16 protein-coding genes are annotated in these 17,361 nt (G+C 44.4%); 7 read left to right on the top strand and 9 right to left on the bottom strand.

Annotated elements, in window-relative coordinates:
- Nucleotides 1-80: 80 nt before the first annotated feature.
- The 5 genes from F8L24_RS08735 to F8L24_RS08755 all read left to right on the top strand — a co-directional run bounded on the left by F8L24_RS08735 (nt 81) and on the right by F8L24_RS08755 (nt 5,543).
- Nucleotides 81-1,274, top strand: a complete 1,194-nt coding sequence (locus tag F8L24_RS08735) for a HAMP domain-containing sensor histidine kinase (protein ID WP_294954664.1) — start codon at nt 81-83, stop codon at nt 1,272-1,274.
- A 134-nt stretch (nt 1,275-1,408) separates the two neighbouring features.
- Nucleotides 1,409-1,960: a coiled-coil domain-containing protein 154 gene (locus F8L24_RS08740; protein ID WP_294954667.1), complete on the top strand. Its 552-nt coding sequence runs from the start codon at nt 1,409-1,411 to the stop codon at nt 1,958-1,960.
- A gap of 262 nt (nt 1,961-2,222) precedes the next feature.
- Nucleotides 2,223-3,914 (top strand): OmpA family protein, encoded by a 1,692-nt coding sequence (locus F8L24_RS08745; RefSeq protein ID WP_294954670.1) that lies wholly within the window; start codon nt 2,223-2,225, stop codon nt 3,912-3,914.
- A complete protein-coding gene (locus F8L24_RS08750) occupies nt 3,907-4,383 on the top strand; it encodes a Rab family GTPase (protein ID WP_294954673.1) in 477 nt (158 codons plus the stop codon). Before F8L24_RS08745 ends, F8L24_RS08750 begins: the two co-directional genes overlap by 8 nt.
- On the top strand, nt 4,380-5,543 hold the full coding sequence (locus tag F8L24_RS08755; protein ID WP_294954676.1) for a GGDEF domain-containing protein: 1,164 nt from the start codon (nt 4,380-4,382) through the stop codon (nt 5,541-5,543). The genes F8L24_RS08750 and F8L24_RS08755 overlap by 4 nt, the downstream gene beginning before the upstream one ends.
- Nucleotides 5,544-5,617: 74 nt before the next feature.
- Here F8L24_RS08755 and F8L24_RS08760 read toward each other — a convergent pair whose 3' ends face one another.
- From F8L24_RS08760 to F8L24_RS08780, 5 genes are all read right to left on the bottom strand, one after another.
- On the bottom strand, nt 5,618-6,004 hold the full coding sequence (locus tag F8L24_RS08760; protein WP_294954678.1) for a desulfoferrodoxin family protein: 387 nt from the start codon (nt 6,002-6,004) through the stop codon (nt 5,618-5,620).
- Between the two features lie 82 nt (nt 6,005-6,086).
- The gene (locus tag F8L24_RS08765; RefSeq protein WP_294954681.1) at nt 6,087-6,530 is read right to left on the bottom strand and encodes a heme-binding domain-containing protein; all 444 of its coding nucleotides are present in this window, start codon (nt 6,528-6,530) and stop codon (nt 6,087-6,089) included.
- A gap of 111 nt (nt 6,531-6,641) precedes the next feature.
- A complete protein-coding gene (locus F8L24_RS08770; RefSeq protein ID WP_294954683.1) occupies nt 6,642-7,526 on the bottom strand; it encodes a CoB--CoM heterodisulfide reductase iron-sulfur subunit B family protein in 885 nt (294 codons plus the stop codon).
- A 9-nt stretch (nt 7,527-7,535) separates the two neighbouring features.
- Nucleotides 7,536-8,525 carry a succinate dehydrogenase iron-sulfur subunit gene (sdhB, locus tag F8L24_RS08775; protein ID WP_294954686.1) on the bottom strand — a complete coding sequence of 330 codons (990 nt, stop codon included), beginning with the start codon at nt 8,523-8,525 and terminating at the stop codon, nt 7,536-7,538.
- Between the two features lie 10 nt (nt 8,526-8,535).
- Nucleotides 8,536-10,263 carry an FAD-binding protein gene (locus tag F8L24_RS08780; RefSeq protein ID WP_294954689.1) on the bottom strand — a complete coding sequence of 576 codons (1,728 nt, stop codon included), beginning with the start codon at nt 10,261-10,263 and terminating at the stop codon, nt 8,536-8,538.
- Between the two features lie 202 nt (nt 10,264-10,465).
- Here F8L24_RS08780 and F8L24_RS08785 point away from each other — a divergent pair, with 202 nt between their 5' ends.
- A complete protein-coding gene (locus F8L24_RS08785) occupies nt 10,466-11,332 on the top strand; it encodes a thiamine-phosphate kinase (protein ID WP_294954692.1) in 867 nt (288 codons plus the stop codon).
- Between the two features lie 5 nt (nt 11,333-11,337).
- Here F8L24_RS08785 and F8L24_RS08790 read toward each other — a convergent pair whose 3' ends face one another.
- From F8L24_RS08790 to F8L24_RS08805, 4 genes are all read right to left on the bottom strand, one after another.
- Nucleotides 11,338-11,940, bottom strand: coding sequence for a 3-methyladenine DNA glycosylase (locus F8L24_RS08790; protein WP_294954695.1), 603 nt, complete (start codon nt 11,938-11,940; stop codon nt 11,338-11,340).
- Nucleotides 11,937-13,379, bottom strand: coding sequence for an FAD-binding oxidoreductase (locus tag F8L24_RS08795; RefSeq protein ID WP_294954699.1), 1,443 nt, complete (start codon nt 13,377-13,379; stop codon nt 11,937-11,939). Before F8L24_RS08795 ends, F8L24_RS08790 begins: the two co-directional genes overlap by 4 nt.
- Before the next feature lie 2 nt (nt 13,380-13,381).
- The gene (locus tag F8L24_RS08800) at nt 13,382-14,062 is read right to left on the bottom strand and encodes a phosphoglycolate phosphatase (protein ID WP_294954860.1); all 681 of its coding nucleotides are present in this window, start codon (nt 14,060-14,062) and stop codon (nt 13,382-13,384) included.
- A 93-nt stretch (nt 14,063-14,155) separates the two neighbouring features.
- Nucleotides 14,156-16,084: an LTA synthase family protein gene (locus tag F8L24_RS08805; RefSeq protein WP_294954702.1), complete on the bottom strand. Its 1,929-nt coding sequence runs from the start codon at nt 16,082-16,084 to the stop codon at nt 14,156-14,158.
- 204 nt (nt 16,085-16,288) lie between these two features.
- Between F8L24_RS08805 and truD the strand changes: the two genes are divergently transcribed.
- The gene (gene truD / locus F8L24_RS08810) at nt 16,289-17,356 is read left to right on the top strand and encodes a tRNA pseudouridine(13) synthase TruD (protein ID WP_294954705.1); all 1,068 of its coding nucleotides are present in this window, start codon (nt 16,289-16,291) and stop codon (nt 17,354-17,356) included.
- The last annotated feature ends 5 nt before the right edge of the window (nt 17,357-17,361 follow it).

A 17,361-nucleotide genomic window follows, 5' to 3' on the forward strand; every position in this document is an offset into this window, starting at 1 on the left:
GTTTATGTGACATCGGCAAAAAGCGGTGAGGGCGTCATGACTGCCTTTACCCGTCTGGCAATGGAACTGGCAGGTCAGTAATGCATATACAGGAAGTCTTTAATGCTATTTACGAGAACCATAAATATGAATATTTTGTCATAAACCATGCTTTTGAAATCATTGAATATTCAGACAGGGTTTTTAAATTCTGCGACGGAAAAATATGTGAAATGAACAATATGTTCAATCTTGTGCCTGAGCTTTGCGGCATGGAAGTACAGCTGAATGAACTTTTCAAGGGCACCAGAACGTCATTTACCATCCCTTACATTTTTAAGGAACCCGGATATTACATCAATATCCATATGCACCCGGGACGAAGGAAGAGCATAGCTTCCCCTGCCGATGCGGAGCCTTTTGAGAGTCTGATCGTACTGTTTGAAGACACTACTGCCATGGCTGAAACACAGCAGAGTCTTGTACAGGAACGCAATGAAAAGAGTCTTTTGCTGGAAGAGATCTCTGTGAAGAATGCGCAGCTGGAAACGTTCAACGAACAGATGCAGGAGCTTGTAGCATTAGAGATACAAAAAAATCTTGAAAAACAGAAAATGCTTGAACTGGAATCACGGTACTCCCAAATGGGTGAAATGATCAATATGATCACACACCAGTGGAAACAGCCCCTGAGTTCTATTTCACTGACGACCAATGTGTTAAAAATGAAAGAAGAAAAACATGCACTTGAAGCTTCTTTTTTAACAGACAAACTCGACAGTATTTTAAAGCAGACTGAGTACATGGACCAGACCGTGCAGGCATTTCAGGATTTTTTCAAACCCTTAAAAGAAAAAGTCACTTTCAATGTATTTGATGCTGTCAGCCATATTGTCGACCTGGTTGGAGACACGTATGAACTGCAGCATATCAGTGTGGATATTAAAGGGGAGAAAGAGGTTTTTGCGTACGGCTACCCCAATGAATTCAAACAGGTGATCCTGATACTGCTGAAAAATGCCAAAGATGCTTTTCTTGCTGCCCCGTCCGACACTATGCAGATTACGATTGAAACAGCCAAAGAGAAAGACAAATGTCTTGTCACCGTCAGTGACAATGCCGGAGGGATCCCCGAAGCTATGATCGATACGATTTTTGACCTGTATATTTCGACAAAAGAAGAGGGGTCCGGACTGGGACTTACGATCGCCAAAACGATGATAGAGGACAATATGCAGGGCAGGCTGAGCGTCAGAAATACAGAGGACGGAGCCCTCTTCTCCATACGTATTTAGTCTGCCTGTTCTGATGTAATAATACAGTGGTTTTTTCGTTAAATACAAAGAAGATACTTACGCGGTAAAATAAGCAAAATATTGTAAAAAAAGTATATAATATTTTCATATATCATTAGAGGATAAAAAGTATTATGTCAGAAAAAAATATGAATAATGTAGATCAGATCAGAGATTTGATCTTTGGCCCCCAGATGAAAGAATTTGAAGAGAAATTCGAAACACTGCACAAAACGCTTAAAAGTGTCGAAGAGAAGATCACACACTCTTTTAAAGAGTCCCATGCCAAACTGCAAAAAGAGACATCCCGCTCCCTGGAAGCACTGGAACAGAAAGTGGACAATCTTGCCAATGCAACACAGAAAGAGCGCACCAAACTCAAAGATCTCATTGATACAACCGATGATGCACTCAGTGTACAGCTGCAAAACCAGAAAGACGAATTTTTGACCAAACTCAGGATCATGAAAGAAAATATGGACGATGAGAATCAGAAAATACATGAAAACCTTGTACAGATGAAGACACAGATAGAATCTACACTGCATGAAGGTCTTTCGGGTCTCGGTAATGAAAAACTTTCCCGTGACGCACTGGCCGGCATGCTCCTCGATGTTGCCATGAAGATACAGGGTACCGATGTCAATGCGTTGCTGACGCAGGAGCCAAAGACTGAAAAAAAGTAATACAGAGCTCGATCAGCTAAGGTCGCTGCTCTTTGCTGATGAGCTTGCACTGCTTGAAAAACTGGTATCAAAGGTTGAACACCTGGAGTTTGAAACGCTTGATGAAAAAGCGGTCAGATCGAAACTGCTGCCCCTTTTTGATGATCTGCTGATTAAAAAACTTGCGGAGAAGGAGAGTAAAACAATCGATATACTCTCACGCTATCTTGCCCAGATCATTACCCAAAGCACTTCGCAGGACCCTGTCGCGCTTGAACGGGCATTGCAAAGTGTCATTTCTCCTGTCATCGCACAGGAGATCGCTGAAAACAAAGACAAGATGATCGATGCACTCTATCCGATCATGGGGGGTATGATTTCCAAATATGTCACCAATGCCATCAAGGAAATGATGGAGCATATCAATGCAAAGATAGAAGAGGGGCTTTCTTTTGAACGCTACAAGCGCAAACTGAAAGCAAAGATGACAGGTGTCAGCGAAACAGAGATCCTGCTCGAAGAGAGTCTTGATGCAACGATACGCTCCCTGTTCATTATTCAGAAAGAGACAGGCCTGCTTGTTGCCGAAGTCCACCTTGAAAACAGGGAGATCAATGATCCCCATATGGTAGCTTCAATGGCCAGTGCTATTAAGGATTTTGTCAATGACTGGACAGAAAAGGCTGAAGAGACTTCCGAAGTCCAGCTGTTGAGCTACGGGAATGCTACGCTCTATATAGAAAGTGCAGGATCTGTCTACCTGATCGCTTTTCTTGATACTGAGCCCGATTTTGAACAGCGTTCGAAAATCAATGTTTTTTTTGCGAAGATTATTAAAAAGTACAGCCGTTTCTTTCAGGATTTCGACGGGGATGACAGTGCCCCGGAAATACAAACTATTGAAGAAATGATGCGAAAATTCCTTCGTGAAACCAAACCCCCGGTGCCCCGGGAAAATGCGGCAAAGAAAAATCCGCTGAAATATATTTTGATCCTGTTCCTTCTTCTGTGCTTTGCCTACGCGGCATACTGGGGAAAAGGCAAATATGAACTGTATCTTCTCGAACAGCAGATCAGCAGACAGACGGGTGCCCATATTACGATTGAAAAAGAAAACCATACGCTTTATCTCAAAGGGTACCTTGCTTCGATAAAAGATTTTTATACGATCAAAAAATTGATCAAAGAAAAAACGGGTAAGGATTTTGTAAACGAAATGTACCTGCCGCCGGAAGAAATGGACCAAAAACTGATGCAGCAGAAAAAAACCATGGCACAGACAGTAAAACGGCTGAGCCTGGAGACAAACCGGGCACTGAAAGATCAGCAGCATACGGTGAAGGTGTTGGAAAATACCCTTACCTCCAAATATGACAGGCTGGAGCAAAAAGTCGCCGGACTGGAAGCAGAACTCCAAACAATCAATACACGATACCATACCACACGTAAAAAACTGGACACGGCTATTTCCATTTCGGTAATGAAAGCACATGCACTTGAAAAATTAAAAGAAGCCTTTAGTCATACTGATGCGTTTCATCCCAAAGACGGTTCACTGGATTTTAAGAACAAACATTTGTTTGAGGCAGGCCAGTCCGTTCCCAAAGCGGATTCTCTGTCTGTATTGAAGCAGGGTTTTAAAAAATACATTACTGTACTGATGGGAGATAAACAGATCAAGCCTTATATCAAAGGCTTTGTTATTGAAGGATATACAGACAGTTCGGGAAGCTATGACTTTAACAAGGCACTCTCCCTGGAACGGGCAAAACAGATCAAAAAATATGTGCTGACACTGCCTGTTTCAAAACAATATCATCTTTCAAAGATCATAGATGCCAGAGGAATGGCCGATGAAAACCCGGTGATCATAAACGGCGTAGAAGACAGAGAAGCGTCAAGACGCATTAAAATACGATTTGTGTTCAACTCGGACAAAGCGATTGAAAGCATAGAGAAAGCACTGAATGATTAGAAAAAAAATATTGATGCTCGGTGATTTTGCTGTTGGTAAAACAAGTTTGGTCCGGCACTATATAGACAATACTTTCGATGATGTCTATCTGACGACTATCGGTGTGAAAGTATCGAAAAAAATGCTGGCAGTCAACCATGTGGAATTGGAACTTCTCATTTGGGATATCGAAGGGGAAACACCTAGCAAGAAAATCCCGAAGGCGTATTTTAAAGGGGCAAGCGGTGCCATTATTGTCTGTGATGCAAGCAGAAAAGAGACGGTAGAAGGCATCCGGGAACATATCGGTGATCTTCTGGCTTTTAACAGGGAAGCAAAATATGTCATTGCCTACAACAAGTCCGATTTGCTGTCTGCACAGCAAAAGGAAACACTTTCTCTTTCGGAAAACACTTTTTTGACTTCGGCCAAAGACGGCAGCCAGATCGATATACTTTTTACCACATTAGCCAAGGAGATACTGTTATGAGAAATGTACAGATCATACTCAATGCCATACTGTCCAAAAATATTTTTGAATACATTCTTGTGGATAGAAAGCTGCATGTTATCAGTGCATCACAGGGAGTCAGGAAATACGTGAATGCGATGCCAAAAGAGGGTGATGATGTACTGGAGTACCTGCCTGAGCTCGTGGGCAATGAAGAAGAAATCAAACAAATCTTTGTAGAGAAATACTGCCTCTATACTCTGGAGTCTGTCTATAAAAATAATGATTATGTCAATATATCTGTAGAATACTGTGACCAGAATACCGCGATCATCCTGCTTCACAATATTACAGCCATTACACGGGCGCAGCAGAACCTTCTCCAGTACAGCAATGAATCGACACTGCTGTACAATACCTTACAAAAAGTGGTAGACAGCCAGAACACAATGCTTTTTGTGACAAACGCGGAAAAAATAGAGTTCGCAAATAAAAAATTTCTGAATTTTTTTCATGCCGAAAATATAGAAGAGATACAAAAAAAAGAGTTGAAACTGTATCAGAAACTCGATGCTTCATTACAGAATTACCGGGAGCTTTTTGTCTCCCTGAAAGAGGGGGAAAAATATCTTAAACTGGGAAAAGACATCTTTATTGTACAGGCAACACAGATAGAAGCGGCACATACGCTTTTTACACTGACAAAAATCACTGATTTTCCTCATGAAATGCAGCTCGACCCGCTGACCGGACTGTACAGAAAAGATTACCTGAACGAGATGGTTGAAAAAAGTTTACAGGAAAAAAGAAACTTCGCTCTTGTGGTGATGGACCTGGACAACTTCAAGCAGATCAACGATACCTACGGGCATTTGACCGGTGACAAAGTATTGAAAGCTTTTGTGATGCTTCTCAAACAGCATATTCGAAAAACTGACCTTCTGGTGCGCTGGGGCGGAGATGAATTCTTGCTTTTCCTGGAAGATGGTTCCCCCGAAAATGCCATACTGAAAATAGAAAATATCCGCAAGCTGATCGATGAATATCATTTTGAGACCATAGACCACCTCTCCTGCAGTTTCGGACTATCGTACACTAAAGAGAACGATAGTGTGGACAGTTTGCTTCAACGTGCTGACAAAGCCTTGTACGAGGCAAAAATAAAGGGTAAAAACAAAGTGTTGTTTAAAGAAGAGTAAGAAAGAAAAAAGTGATATACGAAAAGTGAATCACTGTCCATCCTCTCCTGACAGAGAGGCAGACAAAAAAGATGTTAGTCTGCTACAGCGACTTCGACCGGTGTAGATTCCCAGATTCCGTGCTTTGTACAGTAACCGTGTGCTACAAGGCTGAGTTTGCTCTTCATCGGTCTGATGAAGAAAGTGACTTGGGCATGTGATTTTTCGTTTCCGAATGTGCCGGGAACAAAGGTGGTCATTGCCAGCTTTGTGTCACCGTTAAAAAGTGTGATCGACTCAATATAGTGGTCGAAATCATCCGGGTGTGTATATTCCTGCCCGAGCTGAACGTGTACTTCAAGCAGTTCACCTTTTTTTGCTTCACCTTTTACCGTGATAAACGGTGAGTGTCTGTCAATGAGGTCTTTTTTCGCTTCTCTTTCGACAGTGTCGATATCTACATATTTATTGATCTTTGGCATAGTAAATCCTTTTAAATTGGTTTTTGTAAAAATATTATAACATAAAAAATTAACAATTAAGAGTAAATAACTCCTAATTAGCTCAATACTCCTCTTTGATGTTACTTTCAGCCCACTTTATGAGTGAATCTTTTTGTGAAGCAGTCAGTTTTGCATCTTTGTGGATGAGCAGGTACATCGGCATAGGCATCGTGTTGTCTTTGAGCGTTTTCACGATCCCTTTATAGATCTTTTGTTTCTTTTCATCATCGTAGGTTTTCCATTCCTGAAAGTTCAGCCAGGCCCGTCCCTCTTTGATATGACTTTTGACTTCCCATGAAACAGGGGCAATATTGCCGTACCAGGGCATCTTGGTCTCGTAGGAATGACAGGCGTAGCAGGAAGTTTTGAGTGTCTTCATTAGCGGCGCAGAAACTTTGATCTCAGTATTTGGATCGATCTTTTTGGGTATGGGAGGAATACTGATCTGAATCGCCTGGAGCAGGAGAAGTGTACCGAACAACCAGATAAAAATGGTTTTGAACATAGAATGGTCCTTTTTTGAAATGGACGTATTATAGTAGGATAATACTAACGGGAGTTAAACCGGGAATAATAAAAAGAGGAGCCTCCCGCATATGGCGGGAGAGGGCAGGGGTCATGCGGTAAGGTGTGTTGCTTTTTGAACGTGGAAGTTCAACCCTATTTCTTTTGGTGTACATCCCAGTGCAAGTGCAACCATCTGCGGCATATGCAGTACAGGCAATTCTATATCTCTTCCTATCACTTTGCCCACATCGTCCTGGTAGGTGTCCATTTTGAGGTGACACAGAGGACAAGGCGTGACCATAATGTCGGCATTGTTGTCAATGGCATCGACCATAGCATTTCCGGCGAGTACTTCGGAAGTATGGTTTGCTTGAAGTTCTACGTGGAAACCGCAGCATTTGTTCTTGTGGTCGTAGTCGACCGGATGGCCTTCGAGTGCATCGATGAGACGGTCAAGAGAAGTAGGGTTGTATGGGTTTTCTCCTCCGTTGCTTGTGTGATGCAGCTCAGACGGCCGTATATTGTGGCATCCGTAGAAAGGTGCGATATTGAGATGACTGAGCGGTACTTCCACTTTGTCTTTGATGTTCTCAAGACCATATTCGTCTATCAGACAGTAAAGGAAATGTTTGATCTCGGAAGTACCTTTGTACTCCAGGCCAACTTCTGCGAGCTTTTCGTTGACACGGGCTTTGAGTTTCGGGTCCGTATCCAGTGCATGTTTTGTCATGGCAGAGTTCAGCTGGCATGTGTTACAGATGGTGATCATCGTAAGACCGAGTTTCTCTGCATAACAGATATTGCGTGCGTTGAGTACATGTGCGAGAAATTCGTCAAAGTCCTGCAGGTGGCTGGCACCGCAGCAGCTTGCTTCTTCCAAAATTGTGATCTCGATGCCGAGTTTTTCAGCTACTGCAAGCGTAGAGGAGAGTAGTTCCGGGGTGGACTGCTTTGCGGTACATCCAGTAAATAATGCGTATTTTAGTTTGCTCATTGTTTCTCCTTATAGCTTGTGTGTTTGTGAGATCTTGATAAGTTTCTGAATTTCATCAAGATTTTTGGATTTTGGTACATTGTCAACCCACGGCAGGCCGTCGTTCCAGTGTATTTTGCCGGCTTTCATCATTTTCATGGCAGTTTTCAGGTGTTTGTACATACCGAGATAGCCTTCGGAATAGACAACGATATCTGCTTCATCAAGGAAACCGTGTTTCTTGATGCTTCGCACAAAGCCTTCCGCATGGCGTGTTGCCACATTTGGAACTGCTACATCCTGTTCAAACTGCATATTGTGCAGTTTGGTGATCTTTTCGATAGGGTTGATGTCTTTCGGACAGGCTTCCGCACATTCGAAACACTTGACGCAGTCCCATACACCTATGCCGGGTTCGGCAGTCAGTTCAAGTCTCTCTCTACCGGCATGGTCTCTCGGGTCAATCGTAAATCTGTAAGCGGCGTTGAGCGCAGCCGGCCCCAGATAGTCAGGGTTGGCTTCAAGAGACGGACAGGAGTAGTGACAGGCACCGCACTGGATACACAGGTCAGAATCGAGGAATTTGTTGAACTCTTCGATACTCTGTTTTGTTTCATGCTTCGGATGCGGGTCGATATCGGCTACGACATACGGCTGAACCGCTGCATGTTTGTCCCAGAAGTCTTTTTTGTCAATGATCATATCTTTGACCACGCGTTTCTTGCTTGACGGTTCGAAGACCAGTTCATTGTCAAAGAGGTCAAGAAGTTCCATGGCGTTCTGTTTGCACGCGAGAGTGGCTTTGCCGTTCACTTTTATGGCACAGGCTCCGCAGATACCGTGTCTGCATGAACGTCTGTAGGAGAACGAGCCGTCATGCTCCCATTTAATACGGTTAAGCAGGTCAAGTATCAGCTCATCTTTACCCACTTCCATCTCATAGTGCTTATAGTATGGAAGATAGTCAGTTTCGGCATTGAATCGGAATGCTTTTATCGTTACTTTTCTTGTATTGCTCATCATGACCTCCTTAGTATGTTCTTTCTTTTGGTTCAAACTTGCCCAATACCACATCACCCCATTCGATAGAGACATTATAGTCTTTGTCCATATAGGCATAAGTATGTTTCAGGAATTTTTTATCATCTCTGGTCGGGAAATCTTCCCTGTAATGGCCGCCGCGGCTCTCTTCTCGCACCAATGCGCCTTCAACCACAAATTTGGCAGATTCAAGCATGTGTCCGAGTTCTATAGCTTCCTGAAGGTCGGTATTGAATGTTTTGGACTTGTCGTCAATACGGATATTTTTAAATCTTTTCAGAAGTGAATTGATGAGTTTGAGCTGTCTGTCCAGAGATTCTTTTGTTCTGAATACACCGGCATCGGCTGTCATACCGTTCTGCAGTTCGGTACGCAGTTCGGGGACACGTTCTGTTCCGTTGGATGTTTTGATCCGGGTTAGCTCTTCTACGAAGGTATCGGCATCTGCGGCTGTGGCTTTGCGAAGGGAAGCACCTTCATCCAGTGCTTTGATCATGTTCTCACCGGCATGACGTCCAAAAAGAAGGGCTTCAAGGACAGAGTTTGCACCCAGTCTGTTCGCTCCGTGGACGGAAACACAGGCACATTCTCCCGCAGCATAGAATCCTTCCACCAGTTCAGTCGGTGATTTGCGTACCTGGCAGTTGATGTTGGTTGGGATACCGCCCATAGAATAGTGAGCTGTTGCAGAAATGTGAATAGGCTCTTTGAGCATATCCTGCCCCTGGAACGCAATGGCAAGTTCACGAAGTTCGGGCAGTCTTGTCAGAATGATCTGCGGGTCGAGGTGTGTCAGGTCAATATTGACCGACTGACCGTCTTTTCCGACACCGCGTCCCTGGCGTACTTCTTCCATAATGGCACGAGAAACGACATCTCTCGATGCAAGCTCCATGGCATTGGGAGCATATTTTTCCATAAATCTTTCACCGAGTGAATTGTAAAGGCGTCCGCCTTCCCCCCGTGCAGCTTCGGAGATGAGGATACCTGAACCGCCCAGTCCGCTCGGGTGGAACTGAACAAACTCCATATCTTCAAGCGGAAGACCGTGGCGTGCAACAATGGAAAGGGAATCTCCGGTGTTGGCATGTGCATTTGAGTTAAATCTGTAAAGCCTGCCGTTTCCGCCGGTAGCGAACATGGTTACTTTGGCATTGAAAACAGCCACTTTGGAATTACGAATATCATAAGCCACTACACCGGATACTTTTCCGTCTTTATAGATCATATCTCCGGCATACCACTCGTCAAAGACTTCTATGCCTTCACGGAAGGCTTGCTCATAGATCGCCTGGAGCAAGGCAAGCCCGGTTCTGTCTTTTGCATAACAGGCACGCGGCTTGGACTGTCCTCCAAACGGCCTGATAGCGATATCTCCCTCTTCGTCTCTGGAGAAAACCGTTCCCATTCTCTCTGCCCACCTGATCGTTTCAGGGGCTTTGGTACACATCAGTTCGACAGCATCCTGGTCTGCAAGATAGTCAGATCCTTTGACTGTATCAAATTCGTGAAGTTCCGTGGAATCATCTTTGCCCAAAGCGGCATTAATGCCGCCCTGTGCCGCGCCCGAATGTGATCTGAGCGGGTGAAGTTTGGTAATGACCGCCGTTTTCTTTCCCGCAGCAGTCAACTCTTTTGCCGCAGCGAGACCGGCGAGGCCGGCACCCACGATCACAGCATCATATTCGTAGATTTTAACATCTGAGTTCGTATTCATAGTAGCTATGTCCTTTGTTGCAATTTAGATCGATTATAGCTTGTTAGTGATTAAGGTTTATTAATATTATGCAAAGAAGAGAGGGATAGAGCGTGCGGATGTTACGGTTTTGCATCTTTTGCCTCACAAAAGGGAACATTATAAATAAATGTATACCATTATATCTGTGCATCAGGAGTTTGTATAAAAGTATGTTACAATTTTGCCAAAACAACCGGATGTTTTTCCGCATATCAAAGAGGAAACCGTGGATAAAGAACACTACCTTATCAATACATTACATTCCCACCATATCGGCGATGATGCCGCTGTGGTCGGTGACAGTATTTATAGTATGGATGCTTTCTTCGAAGATACGCATTTTAAAAGAGACTGGATGAATATGTCTCAGATAGGCCGCAAAGCAATGCTGGTGAATCTTTCGGATGCCATAGCTATGAATGCACAGCCGCAATATGCGCTTGTAACGGTTTCCCTTCCTCATGATACGGCTACCGGCGAAATCGATGCCTTGACACAAAGCCTGGAACGTACTGCCGCAGAATACGGCTGCGAAATCATCGGGGGCGATACGGTGGCAGGGGAGAAACTGCACCTTTGCATCACCATTATCTCCAAAAGTGACAACCCGCTCTTTCGAAAAGGCCTTGAAGCAGGTGATCTTCTTGCCTATACCGGCATACTCGGAGAGAGCAAACGTGACCTTGAAAAGCTTTTCAGGCATGAACCTATAGCCGGAAATTCACGCTTTTATGAACCTGTTTTAAGACGAGAGTTCATTGCAGAGGCGCGTCCGTTCCTGCATGCCGGAATGGATATTTCCGACGGGCTGTACTGTGATACGAACAAGTTTCTTGATATGAATGAATATGGATTTAAGATATTAAAAAGTATCAACGATGATATTGGCTTTAGCGGGGAAGAGTATGAAATGCTTGTCGGGTTTAAAAAAGAACATTTGGAACGACTGAACAAGATCGCTAAAGCGTCAGGAACGGTGCTGACCGTCTTTGCCGAAGTTGCTGAAAACAGGGAACGTTTTCCCTGCAAAAGCCATCATTTTCTGTAAAAGCGCTATGCTTTCAGTTTCATTTTTTTACTGTATTCGACGATCATACCGTGAAAGCGGGAAAATATCAGATTGATATCTTCCCGGCAATGCGCCGTTATGCCGTTCTCGAGAAAGGCTTTGTATTCATGATAGTCCGACAGTACTACACCGTACTGCCTGAGTACTCTTTTGGTGTAACTGTCTACGACCATTTCGTTCCTGAAGCAGCCATAGCAGAGAATGCTGTCAGCTGTTTCAGGCCCGACACCTTTTTGTGAGAGCAGCCATTCACGGCTCACATCGGTCTGAAAGTGTTCAAATGTATGAAAATCATGTGCTATCTGTTTGGCAAGGCTTATCAGTCTGGGGGCTTTCTGGTTGTAAAAACCGCTGGGACGGATATGATTTTTGAGCCTCTCTTCGTCGAGTGACAAGAAATTTTCCAGTGTCAAATGTCCTTCAAGGTTCAGCAGTGATTTTTCTACATTTTTCCAAGTCGTGTTCTGTGTGAGGACGGCACCGACGACGACTTCAAAAGTACCTGCACCGGGCCACCAGCGGGGCGGGCTGGACTGAAGCAGTTCCATCGCTTCCAGTTTTCGGTATATTTGACAGCTTGTGATCATGGCATCTGAGGTACTGTTCTTCCGGATAAAGAAGCAGGATAATCACGTTTGAGGGCGACTGTTTTGGCATAGGCAGTGATCTCAGTCTCTTTCAGGCTCTCAAGGGTTTTTGTAAGCCGCTTGTGTTCATGGGCGGAGGCATCCAGGTATCCAAGTGCCATTAAATCTTTGACAATGGCATCTGCCATATCAAGTGCGGAAGAGACTTTGACGATCTCGCACCTGGCGTATCTCTTTTGCGGAAAGGAAACTTCCGCTACACGAAGGGCAGGGTCGTTTCCGGGGATCTGCTGTGCTCCGAAAAGCGGTTTTGAACCTACTTTGGCCCGGGAAAATGCAGGAATGAACCGGGAGAGATGTCTGATGGCATTTTGGGTTCTTTGGCCCGTTTCTTCAGGACTCCATGACCTTTCGATCTTTTCAATAAAATTCTGTTTGAGATGCGGCTGGCAGCTGACAATACTGTTCGCTACCAGGCCGTCTTCGTACAGTGTGATCTCCTTGGTCATACCGTGGAGCTGAAAGTATCCGTCCGGGTAGGGTGTAAACTGCCCCATGCCTCTTGGCGTCCCGCGCTCACCGTGAAAAATGATCTCCGGCCAGCGTGTGTCGCAGCAGTTTTCCCAGCGGCTGACATAGGCGGCTTTGAATTCCACCATCCGTTTGCATTCCACACCGATGAGATCATCGATCTTTCCGCTTCTGAAGCCGGCGGCATTGACAAGATAGTCAAAGTTCTCCTGCCTGGCCTGATCTTTTTGCACGTAAGTGATATTCCATGTGCCGGAATAACAGTTTTCCTGAATATTGCTGACAACCGTTTCTGTTTTAAGGTTTACATTTGCCACTCTCTCGAGTGCCAGTGTTACACCTGCAGAGAGGCGGAACAGGTTGAGCCCGTACTCCTGGACCAGAATGAGCGGGAACTGTACTTTGTCCAGATCGATATTTTTTGCGGCAGGGATCATCCATTCATCGTGCTTAGCCGGCTGTGCAACGGAAGGTCTTTGTTTCAATGCTTCCAGCGCTTCCCTGCTATAGAGTTTGTAATAGTCGCCGCTTTTTCCCAAAACCTGATTGCCGGCATCCTCTCCGACCAGTTTTTCATATTCGGAACGCAGCAGTTTCAGGCGCGGCAGCAGTGCTTCGGGTATACCGCTGTCCGTAAGAGGAAGGGCAATGACCGTAGGCCGGTAATCTATCGTAAAAGGGTAAAAACGCAAAAAGTCGATGGACTGCCTCAGCAGCGTGATGCACTGTTCGTCAGAAATGTCCCGGTAGAGGTTTCCTCCCGCATGAAGATGGCAGAATGGCGGTCCGCTGACAAGACCGGGCTCTTTTTCAAAAAGGGTGACCTTCAATCCCCTTTCCCCAAGAAACAGCGCTGTGGTAGCCCCTGAGACACCGCCCCCGATGATGGCAACACTTGCCTGCTTCATGTCTACTTTCCCCGGCTTTCAAACAAAGGCGGAATTTCCGCAAAATCATCGACAACCCTGTCGGGAGCATATACCCGTATATCTTCTCCGTAGTTATAGCCGTACGTCACACCGATGCTCTGCATACCGCACGCTTTGGCAGCGGCAATATCATTTTTTGAATCTCCCACCATGACACATGCAGCCACAGGGACAGAAAGTACGTTGCATACATGCAGCAGCGGAGCAGGATCCGGTTTTTTTTCGGGAAGCGAATCTCCGCCGATCCAGAGTTCAAAAAGCCCGTCCAACTGCAGGTTTTTGAGAATAGGGCCGACAAAAGCGTAGGGTTTGTTGGTAATGACTGCCAGACGGTATCCTGCTTTTTTCAGTACTTTGAGTGTCTCGGGAACATGAGGATAGGCACGGGTAGCTTCTGCAAGGTGTTTCCCGTAGAAGGACAGAAAAAGTTTCAGCGCTTTGTCGAAAAGTGCAGTGTCAACGGTTTCATCGGTATCTCTTTTGCCCAGCAGTGCCCGCTTTACCAGCATTTGTGCCCCATTGCCCACCCAGTAGCGTATGGTCGCTTCGGCAAATGTTTCCCGCCCCAGGCTCTCGAGCATCTGGTTCACGGAAAGTGCAAGGTCCGGTACACTGTCTATCAGTGTGCCGTCAAGATCGAAAAGTATCGTTGTTTTGTTCATAAATTTCAAAAACAGTCCCCTGTGATATAATCGTATGATTATACATTTTTTGAAATAAAGGGCACCTCTCATATAGGTACCCAAATATCAAATCTATGGTCTCTTCTGCCTCAGCAGGTTATGTTTGTAGAGATAACTGGCACTCTGATAATAGGTGATCGTATCTTCCACTGATTTCGAAGAGGGTTTTTCTTCTTTGTACTCTACGCTGTACAGCGTCTGTTTCGTGACTTTGTAGTTCTGTACACTTTTGTCGGGAGAGAGTGCGGTAAGGGTATTGTTTCTGAACAGACCGAGCTTCTGGTAGTTCCCGATGAAAGCTCTTTCTCTGTGGTCTGGTTTTAAAATATCATCTCCGTAGAATTTTGCTTCGTAACTCTGCCCGAGTATGCCGAGAAGTGTCGGCATGATATCGACCTGCGAAGAGAGTTTGCTGACAGTTCGGGGCTGGATGATCTTGGGGGCGTAGACAAAAAGCGGTATTTTGTAGCGCCATACCGGAAGTGCCGTTTTGCCTGCGCTTCCTCCGTTATGATCCGCAACAATAACAAAGATGGTGTTGTCAAACCATGGTTTTTTGGAGGCTTCTTTGAAAAATTTGTTGATCGCATAATCCGTATATTTGACACCGCCGCTTCGCCCTGTATGGGAAGGAATGTCTATCTTCCCGTCAGGGTAAGTATAGGGTCTGTGGTTGGAGGTAGTCATAACAAAACTGAAAAACGGTTTTTTGTGCTGATATGACTTGTCTGCTTCTTTGCTGACTTTGTTGAAAAGGTCTTCATCACAGACACCCCAGACATTGGAAAAAGTCACTTCGCTGTCTTTGAAATCAAACCTGTCCACAATATCAAATCCGTTATGGGAAAAAAAGTAGTTCATATTGTCAAAGTAACCGTGTCCGGCATAGATGAATTTGTTTTCGTACCCCAGTTTTTTAAAGATGAAGCCTACAGAATTCATATTTTGACAGTCAGGCCTTTTGACGATACTTCTGCCCGGTGTAGGAGGCAGCGAAAGCGTAACGGCTTCCATGCCCCTGACCGTTCTGGTTCCTGTCGCATAGAGATTGTTGAAAAAGAGTGACTTGCGGGCCAGTTTGTCCAAATGGGGTGTGAGTCCCCGTTTATCACCATAAACACCGAGAAATTCGGCACTGAGACTCTCTACCATGATCAGAACAATATTGTATTTTTTGGGTGAACCGTTTCCTTTGACCACTTGTGTAATGTCATAGAGGTTATTTGTTTTAAATGTTCTTTCTTTTCTTTTCAAGAGTGTATGAAGATTGGAAAAAACTTTTTTGTTGTCAAGCGTTTTATAAAATTCGTCATAATCAAGCTCATTGTGCCTGAAAGCACTGAAAAGGGAATACAGGCCGTTTTTGGCAAGTTCCTGGTTGAACTTATTGGGACAGGTATGCGTGAGGGTCTGTTTGTCCAGTACCATAAAGAACAACAGCGGGAGTGCCAGATAGACCAGTCCTATTTTCAGTCTCTGACCAAACGGCATTTCACATTCAAAGGCATCTTTGTGGAAATGGGTCTTTTTATGGTTGTAGTAGAAAATGCCGGCCGTAAGGATAAAAATAATGACCAAAAGAAGCGGAATAGGGTAGGATTCAAGAATATTATGTATGACTTCATGGGTATAGACCAGGTAGTCAACCGCAATAAAATTGAACCTTTTTCCAAACTCTTCCCAAAAGAAATATTCGCTGAAACCGTTAAACACAACCGTATAGATGACAGCAAAATAGATCAGGAGACTGATAACCTTGTGTACTTTACTGTTGAAAATTCTGCGCGGAACAAAGATAAGATAGATAATAAAGGCAATGAGATAATAGGAAACAGCCACAAAATCGTAGAAAACACCTATGGAAAAGACTTTGAACAGTTCCCAGACACTCATGTCGACCTGACTGTATGTCATGCCCAGCAGCACAACCCTGGTGATGAAACTCACCAGAAGAAAAATAACAATGAAATTGGTAGCAAATTTAAATCGTCCGGTGTTCATTTATAGCCTTGAAGATGTTTTTATCGGGCACAGTAAAGTATCCTTTTTTGAAGTATAGCGGATAAAAATGAAAGGAAAATGAAATAAACTGTATCTTTCCGTATCGGCAATATTTTCTGTTTTATGCTGACCTCTATTACCTTTCTTTGGATAAAATGACGTCTGTATAACCCCTAACGGGTCAAATTCTGAAAAAAGAGCCTTATGAAACGTATTTACCCGCTGCATGTCAAAAATGAGTTTGTTTTCAACGCTTCCCCGCGTGATTTTACGGTTGAGGAGATCCCTCTGTATGCCTTCACCGGGGAAGGGGAGCACCTTGTACTCAAGGTACGGAAGAAAGAGATGACTACATGGGAGATGCTTGACGCCATTTCCAACCATGTAGGGATACGGCGCAGGGATATGGGCTATGCCGGACTGAAAGACAAACATGCCATGACCATTCAGTATATCTCTCTGCCTGCCAGGTTTGAAGATAAACTGGAAGCATTCAGCCATGACAAGATCAAAATTCTTGACAAAGTACGCCACAACAATAAAATACGGGTAGGCCATCTCAAAGGAAACCGTTTTGGGATACGCTTGAAAAAAGTACTGGGCGTACAGAAAGACAAACTTGATTCTGTTTTGAAATGGATCAAGGCCAACGGTGTGCCGAATTATTTCGGGAATCAGCGTTTCGGTACGGACGGGAACAACTGGATAGACGGGAAAAAGCTGATAGAGGGTACACTGAAGATACGGGACAGAAAAACAAAAGAATTTCTAATGGGGTCGTACCAGAGCTATCTGTTCAACGGCTGGCTTTCCAAACGTATGGAGCTGAGTCTGCTGTTGGAAGAATTCTCTGAGACAGAAACGGAAAAACTGATGAAGCTGCCTGAAGGTTCGCTGCACGGTACCGCAGAACAAAAGAATTTCTTTAAACTGCTTGAGGGAGATTTGATGATGCACTATCCGTACGGACGGCTTTTTGAAGCAGAAGCACTTTCAAAAGAGGCAGAACGTTTTACCGAAAAAGATATTGCACCTACGGGTCTCATCCCTGGTACCAGAACCAAAAGAGCCGGTGCTGCAGCAGGAACAATCGAAGCAATGTTCGATGAAGAGATCAAAATGAACGGTGCCAGACGGTATGCCTGGGTACAGGTCACTGAAATTACAAAAAACTATATTGAAGAAAAAGCACAGTATGAACTCGGTTTTGTATTGCCAAAAGGTTCTTATGCAACCAATGTACTTGATATACTGAGAGGCGAGGCATTATGATTTTA

It is taken from the genome of Sulfurovum sp., from assembly GCF_015493435.1.
Classification (GTDB): domain Bacteria; phylum Campylobacterota; class Campylobacteria; order Campylobacterales; family Sulfurovaceae; genus Sulfurovum.

Coding starts and splice junctions, on each gene's coding strand:
- F8L24_RS08780 (WP_294954689.1), bottom strand. CDS start 10,263: ATGAATACGAACTCAGATGTTAAAATCTACGAATATGATGCTGTGATC.
- F8L24_RS08735 (WP_294954664.1), top strand. CDS start 81: ATGCATATACAGGAAGTCTTTAATGCTATTTACGAGAACCATAAATAT.
- F8L24_RS08765 (WP_294954681.1), bottom strand. CDS start 6,530: ATGTTCAAAACCATTTTTATCTGGTTGTTCGGTACACTTCTCCTGCTC.
- F8L24_RS08760 (WP_294954678.1), bottom strand. CDS start 6,004: ATGCCAAAGATCAATAAATATGTAGATATCGACACTGTCGAAAGAGAA.
- F8L24_RS08770 (WP_294954683.1), bottom strand. CDS start 7,526: ATGAGCAAACTAAAATACGCATTATTTACTGGATGTACCGCAAAGCAG.
- sdhB (WP_294954686.1), bottom strand. CDS start 8,525: ATGAGCAATACAAGAAAAGTAACGATAAAAGCATTCCGATTCAATGCC.
- F8L24_RS08750 (WP_294954673.1), top strand. CDS start 3,907: ATGATTAGAAAAAAAATATTGATGCTCGGTGATTTTGCTGTTGGTAAA.
- F8L24_RS08800 (WP_294954860.1), bottom strand. CDS start 14,062: ATGAACAAAACAACGATACTTTTCGATCTTGACGGCACACTGATAGAC.
- F8L24_RS08790 (WP_294954695.1), bottom strand. CDS start 11,940: ATGATCACAAGCTGTCAAATATACCGAAAACTGGAAGCGATGGAACTG.
- F8L24_RS08740 (WP_294954667.1), top strand. CDS start 1,409: ATGTCAGAAAAAAATATGAATAATGTAGATCAGATCAGAGATTTGATC.
- F8L24_RS08805 (WP_294954702.1), bottom strand. CDS start 16,084: ATGAACACCGGACGATTTAAATTTGCTACCAATTTCATTGTTATTTTT.
- truD (WP_294954705.1), top strand. CDS start 16,289: ATGAAACGTATTTACCCGCTGCATGTCAAAAATGAGTTTGTTTTCAAC.
- F8L24_RS08795 (WP_294954699.1), bottom strand. CDS start 13,379: ATGAAGCAGGCAAGTGTTGCCATCATCGGGGGCGGTGTCTCAGGGGCT.
- F8L24_RS08755 (WP_294954676.1), top strand. CDS start 4,380: ATGAGAAATGTACAGATCATACTCAATGCCATACTGTCCAAAAATATT.